Annotated in this window: 7 protein-coding genes; 2 read left to right on the top strand and 5 right to left on the bottom strand. The window is 71.7% G+C overall.

Annotated features, from left to right (window positions below):
* A partial coding sequence (locus G6045_RS38930; RefSeq protein ID WP_165336975.1) for an esterase/lipase family protein occupies positions 1-584 on the top strand: 584 nt, incomplete at its 5' end.
* Positions 585-671: 87 nt separating this feature from the next.
* On the opposite strand, the gene G6045_RS38925 is transcribed toward G6045_RS38930, so the two are convergent.
* Positions 672-1,562 carry an NAD(P)-dependent oxidoreductase gene (locus G6045_RS38925; protein WP_165336974.1) on the bottom strand — a complete coding sequence of 297 codons (891 nt, stop codon included), beginning with the start codon at positions 1,560-1,562 and terminating at the stop codon, positions 672-674.
* Positions 1,563-1,767: 205 nt separating this feature from the next.
* A complete protein-coding gene (locus G6045_RS38920; RefSeq protein WP_165336973.1) occupies positions 1,768-2,862 on the bottom strand; it encodes an epoxide hydrolase family protein in 1,095 nt (364 codons plus the stop codon).
* Positions 2,863-3,017: 155 nt separating this feature from the next.
* Between G6045_RS38920 and G6045_RS38915 the strand changes: the two genes are divergently transcribed.
* Positions 3,018-3,494 carry a MarR family winged helix-turn-helix transcriptional regulator gene (locus G6045_RS38915; protein ID WP_165336972.1) on the top strand — a complete coding sequence of 159 codons (477 nt, stop codon included), beginning with the start codon at positions 3,018-3,020 and terminating at the stop codon, positions 3,492-3,494.
* A gap of 65 nt (positions 3,495-3,559) precedes the next feature.
* Here the strand turns inward: G6045_RS38915 and G6045_RS38910 are convergent, their stop codons facing one another.
* The 3 genes from G6045_RS38910 to G6045_RS38900 form a co-directional block, all read right to left on the bottom strand.
* Positions 3,560-4,411 (bottom strand): DUF3626 domain-containing protein, encoded by an 852-nt coding sequence (locus G6045_RS38910; protein ID WP_328708069.1) that lies wholly within the window; start codon positions 4,409-4,411, stop codon positions 3,560-3,562.
* 19 nt (positions 4,412-4,430) lie between these two features.
* Positions 4,431-4,760 (bottom strand): C27 family endopeptidase, encoded by a 330-nt coding sequence (locus tag G6045_RS38905; RefSeq protein WP_165336970.1) that lies wholly within the window; start codon positions 4,758-4,760, stop codon positions 4,431-4,433.
* 114 nt (positions 4,761-4,874) lie between these two features.
* Positions 4,875-5,450: hypothetical protein (locus tag G6045_RS38900; protein ID WP_165336971.1), on the bottom strand; the 576-nt coding region annotated here is incomplete at its 5' end.

The raw sequence follows: 5,450 nt of genomic DNA, 5'->3' as shown, positions 1-5,450 counted from the left end.
CCCCCGTGATCTTCGTCCACGGCTACAACGCCGACCCCGGCGTCTGGGGCTCCCTGCGCGAGGACTTCAGATCCTCCGGCTACACCGACGCGGAACTCTTCTCCTGGGGCTACGACACGGACCAGTCGGTGAACGAAACACTGTCGGGCGCGTTCGCCGCCTACGTGGACGACGTCCGCGCGCAGACCGGTGCCGCGCGGGTCGACATCGTCGCCCACTCCTTCGGCAGCCTGGTCACCCGCTGGTACATCAAGCACGGCGGTGGCCTCGGCAAGGTCGACGACTGGGTCTCCCTGGCCGGCCCCAACCACGGCACCAGTACGGCCTGGGCCTGCGCGCTCTGGTCGCAGGCCTGCCGCGACATGACGCCCGGGTCGTACGTTCAGGATGGTCTCGCCGAGGGTGACGAGACTCCGGGCGCGGTGTCTTACACGACGTTCTGGTCGAACTGCGACGAGGTCATCAACCCGGACAGCAGCGTCCCGCTCACCGGCGCGGCCAACGTCGCCGCGGGCTGTCTGGAGCACAACGACTTCCTCGGCGACGACGCGGTGGCCCAAGGCGTACGGGACGCGGTGAGCTGAGGGGCCCCCAAGGCCGGCCGGGTCGGATCACAGCCCGTCGGATCGGATCACAGCCCGTCGCGTCGCATCACGGCCCGTCGCCTCGCATCACGCCCGGTCGCCGGACACCCCCGGAACCCGCAGCGCACGCACCGCGCCGGAGGCGGTGAACGCCTCGCCGCCTTCGGCCAGTTGCCGCTCCAGGTCTGCCGCGGCCCGGTCGAAGTACTCGGCCCGCACTCCGGCGTCCCGGGCGGCCTGCGCCATGTTGCGGGCCGCGGCGAGGAGCACGTCCAGGCCCTGCGTGTACGCCGGCTCGCCGTCGGAGTCGACATCGGCGGCGAGCGCGGGCAGCTGGTGGGCCATGTTCGTCAGCCAGGGCACCAGGAACTCGGTGAAGCCGGCCGCGGTCACGTCCTTGTGCGAGGTGGCCACGGCGACGGCATGGAAGAAGCCCGCGAACAGGTAGTCCATCCCGCTCAGCAGCGCCAGGTCGTACAGGGAGGCCAACCCCGTGTCGGAGCCGAGGTACTTCGCCGTGCCGAAGGCCTCGAACACCGGCCGGTGCGCGGTGAAATGCTTTTCCGCTCCGCTGTAGAGAACGAACGCCTCGGGCGTGGCGATCGTGCCGGGGACGGCCATGATGCCGCCGTCCAGATAGCCGGCGCCCTGTCCGGTTGCCCACGCCTCCAGGGACCGGGCCTGCTCCGGTGTGCCGTTGCTGAGCTGGACCAGGGTGCGGCCGCGCAGGGCCTCGGCCACGGGGCCGAGCAGGGTGCGCGTCACCTCGTAGTCGATCAGGCAGACGAGGGTCAACGGACTGGCCGACAGGGCCTCTTCGACACTCGCGGCCCGCACCGCGCCCTGCGCCACGAGCTCGTCGGCCTTGTCCGCGCTGCGGTTCCATACGGTCGTGCGGTGCCCGGCGGCGACCAGCGCCGACGCCAGTGCCCTGCCCATGTCGCCCAGGCCGATGACGGTCACGTCCGTGCCACCCACGTTGTCCCCTTATGCCGATTCCGGATATCTGCTGACCGCTCGGCCGCCGGAACGGTGACGGCCGCTCCCCAGCCTCGGCCGCCGGATGCACGGCGGCCGCTCCCCAGCCTCCGCCTGGCGTGACGGCCGCCTCAAGTACGTACAACAAAGTGGGTGGTTACCCGGAGGGAAGCGCGCAGCTCGGGCAGGCGACGGGCCGAGCGCCTCAGGAGTCGTGCGGCTTCGTGCAGGTCAGGAAGAACTCACGGACGTCCTCGGAAAGGAGCTCCGGCACCTCCATCGCCGCGAAGTGTCCGCCGCGCTCGAACTCCGACCAGTGCCTGATGTCGTAGATCCGCTCGGCCAGCGGCCGTACCGACTGCGTGATGTCGTACGGGAGCACCGCCACGCCCACCGGCACCTCGCAGGCCGCGTGCCCGCGCGCTGTCTCGCGGTGCAGCCGGGCCGAGGAGGCGGCGGTGGCGGTGAGCCAGTACAGGGAGATGTCGGTGAGCATCCGGTCGGCGCTCACCGGGGTGCGCGGGTCGGTCCACTGCGCGAACCGCTCGGCGATCCAGGCGAGTTGGCCGACCGGCGAGTCGGTCAGCGCGTAGCCGATGGTCTGCGGGGTGGTGGCCTGCAGGGCCTGGTACGGCGGGCGGTTCGCCATCAGGTGACGGACCTTGTCCAGGCGGGCCTCGTCCGAGGCGGAAAGCACCAGGCCGGCCTCCGGATCCGGCCTGGTCGGCAGATAGTTGATGTGGACCCCGACGACCTGCTCGGGTGCGTACGCGCCCAGCGCCAGGGAGATGCCCGCGCCGAAGTCGCCGCCCTGGGCGCCGTAGCGCTCGTATCCGAGACGGCGCATCAGCTCGGCCCAGGCCCGCGCCACGTGGTCGGCGTCCCAGCCGCGGTCGTGGGTCGGACCCGAGAAGCCGTATCCCGGGATGGACGGGATCACCAGGTGGAAGTCGCGCGACAGCGGCTCGATCATGTCGAGGAACTCCAGGAACGAGCCGGGCCAGCCGTGCGTGAGGATCAGCGCGAGCGCGTCCGGCCTGGGGGAGCGGACGTGGACGAAGTGGATGTTCTGGCCGTCGATCTCGGTGGTGAAGTGCTCGAGCTTGTTGAGCTCGGCCTCGTGGGCGCGCCAGTCGTAACCGGTGCGCCAGTACTCGGCGAGCTCCTTCAGGCGGGCCAGCGGGAAGCCGTAGTCGGACCCGGCGCCGGTGAGTTCATTGGGCCAACGGGTGTGGGCCAGGCGGTCGTTGAGGTCGTCGAGGTCGGCCTGGGGGATGGCGATACGGAACGGCTTGATCATGGTTGCACTCCTCGGGGAGGTCCAGGGATCCAGAGCCATAAACGTTCGTGGCACTAACGAAGGTAGACTGTTAGTGCCACTAACGCAATGGGTGAAGGCCGGCGCCGACGCAGTGAGGGTCGGCCGCCGGTGCCGGTACGACACAGGAGGCCCTGATGACCCCGACCCCCGACCCCACCCCGGCCCGGCTGCGCGCCATCCCCAGCCGGCTGATCGCGGGGGCCGCGGTCGTCGCCGACCGGCTCGTGAGCGAGCGCCTCGCCGCCGAGGGTGCGCGCAAGTGGCACTTCGCCGTGCTCGTCGCGCTGGCCGACGCCGGCGCCGCCAGCCAGGCCGAACTCAGCCGCCGTACGGGCATCTACCGCAGCGACATGGTGGCCGTGCTCAACGAACTCTCCGACGCCTCCTGTATCCGCCGCGAACCCGACCCCGTCGACCGCCGCCGCAACGTCATCACCCTCACGGCCACCGGCCGCCGCCGCATGGAACGCCTCGACGCACTCATCGCCGACGCCCAGCGCGAACTGCTCGCCCCGCTCACCGCCGCACAGCAGGGCCAACTCACCCGGCTGCTCACCGTTCTGACCGAGCATCACCGACCCTCGCACCCGGGCCGGGGCGAGGCGCATTAGCCCCTACGCGGGAGGTGTCAGCCCGTACCCGGGAGGTGTCAGCGCCTACGTGGGAAGCGTCAGCCTTACGCGGAAGGCGCACCGAACCGCGCCAGCAGATGCCACACCCGCTTCAGCGCCTGCTGGTCGTACGCGCCCGACCGGGACGCCGCTCCCAGCAGGGCCGGGTCCAAGAAGCCGTCGGCCGCCAGCGAGAGCCCGAGGTCCACGAACTCCTGACCCCGGAAGTCGCCGTGCGGCGCCAACTCGCCCACGGAGATACGGAACCCGCCGTGGAACTCCACGGGACAGCCGAGGCTTCGTGCCGACGCCTCGACCTCCGTACCCCGGAAACAGGGGTCGAGGACCAGCGCCTCGACATCGGCGGTGAAGCGCACCGGGCCGTGCACCTGGGTCTCGATGTAGTCGTCGAGCGCGTCCATGTCGTCGGCGAGCGCGAGAGGGATCAGATCGCAGGCGGCGGCCACACCGAAGTCGGCCGGCTCCAGGAAGCTGTCCGGATAGCAGAAGGTCGTGCGGGCCAGTGCGCCCGCCGTCAGGCGCAGGTGCGCCGAGCCGAAACGGGGCGCCGCACCGGTGGTCCTGCGGCGGAAGTTGAGCCCGCCGTACACCGGACGCTCCGCGCCCGGTGCGTCGTCGTACGCCCCGCCGAAGATCCGGCTCTCCCAGCGCCACCGGTCGCCGCCCTCGTACGCGGTGAGCCCGCCGTTGCTCGTGCCGGTCACGAACTGCGAGCTGTAGAGGCCCTGTTCGGCCATCGCGTCGAGGATCGGTGTGCCGTCGCCGGTGAGGCGGTCGGGGTGGAAGTTCAGCGTGACCCGCAGCGCCGCGTCGAGCGGCCCGCCGCGGGCGAGCCCGGCCACATGGTCGAGCGCGCGCTCGGCCCGGCCGGTCGGATTCGCTGTCTCCGAACTCACTCGCACGCTGTCTCCGTACTCACTCGTGCCCCTCCCCGAGCCGGGCCGGCGTCTCCTCGACGGCCCGGTCCACCACCCGCTCCCCGCAGTCGCCGCACGTCAGCCGGTCGTACGCGGCGTCGACCACGCGCCAGTCATGCCGGTCCGGCTCACCCGCGACCAGTTCGGCCAGGGCCCGCTCCTCGTCCGCGCCCGCACCCCACCGGCGTACGAACGCGGCCCATTCCTCCTCGACGATCGCGTCCACGAGCGCGCGGCAGTCGGCGCAGTCCGGCGCACCGCCGTAGGCGTACTCCCCGCACGCGGCACACCGGCGCACCGCGTTCCCGACCTCCGGTCTCGCCATCATGGTCAGCACTATCTCCCGACACGGGACGGCGACGAAAACCGTTTATGCCGCAGGGACGATCTACGCCGCAGGGGCGACTCACACCGCGGGGACGACTCACACCGCGGGGACGACTCACACCGCGGGGACGACCTCCTGGAGCAGCCCCCACGTGAAGTCCCCGACGTACGCCTTGAGCACCCCGTCCGCATCCGGGGCCTCGAAGGCGAGGCGCCAGCGCGTGGGGGCCGAGCCCTCGAGGAGCTCGGCCGGCGGGAACGCGCGGCCCACCTCGTCGACCGTGGCCGACCAGGGCACGAGATCCTCCACCGTCCGCAGCTCGGGGCCCGCCGCGCCGGGCGCGCGGATCAGCCACTCGTTGATCACCGCCGCACCGCCCGGCGCGAGCAGTACCTCGAACCGCAGGCCGGGCCAGAGCGGCACCGGCCACAGCAGCGCCTCACAGGCCAGATCCCCGACCTGTCGCCGGACCTTCGCCTCGGGCGCCCCGAGCACCGACCGGTACCGCGCCACCGCTCCACGCCCCCGCGGCGACCGCACCATCGCCTGCCACCGCCGGTTCGCCTCCCGCATCTCCGCCTGCGATACGCCGAGTTCACGCCGCGCGTCGTCCACGCGTACGGGCTGGTGATCGGCCATCCGCCGCAGGAGGACGAGCTGGAAGTCGAGCGGGGTGAAGGGGGAGGGGGC

It is taken from the genome of Streptomyces mesophilus (genome assembly GCF_011044995.1).
In the GTDB taxonomy this organism is placed as follows: Bacteria; Actinomycetota; Actinomycetes; order Streptomycetales; family Streptomycetaceae; genus Streptomyces; species Streptomyces mesophilus.
The sequence above is the reverse complement of the archived record's forward strand: the minus strand, read 5'-3'. Positions and strand labels throughout refer to the sequence as shown.

Excerpts from the sequence above, each read along its gene's own strand:
- G6045_RS38920 (WP_165336973.1), bottom strand. The coding sequence starts at position 2,862 with ATGATCAAGCCGTTCCGTATCGCCATCCCCCAGGCCGACCTCGACGAC.
- G6045_RS38905 (WP_165336970.1), bottom strand. The coding sequence starts at position 4,760 with ATGATGGCGAGACCGGAGGTCGGGAACGCGGTGCGCCGGTGTGCCGCG.
- G6045_RS38915 (WP_165336972.1), top strand. The coding sequence starts at position 3,018 with ATGACCCCGACCCCCGACCCCACCCCGGCCCGGCTGCGCGCCATCCCC.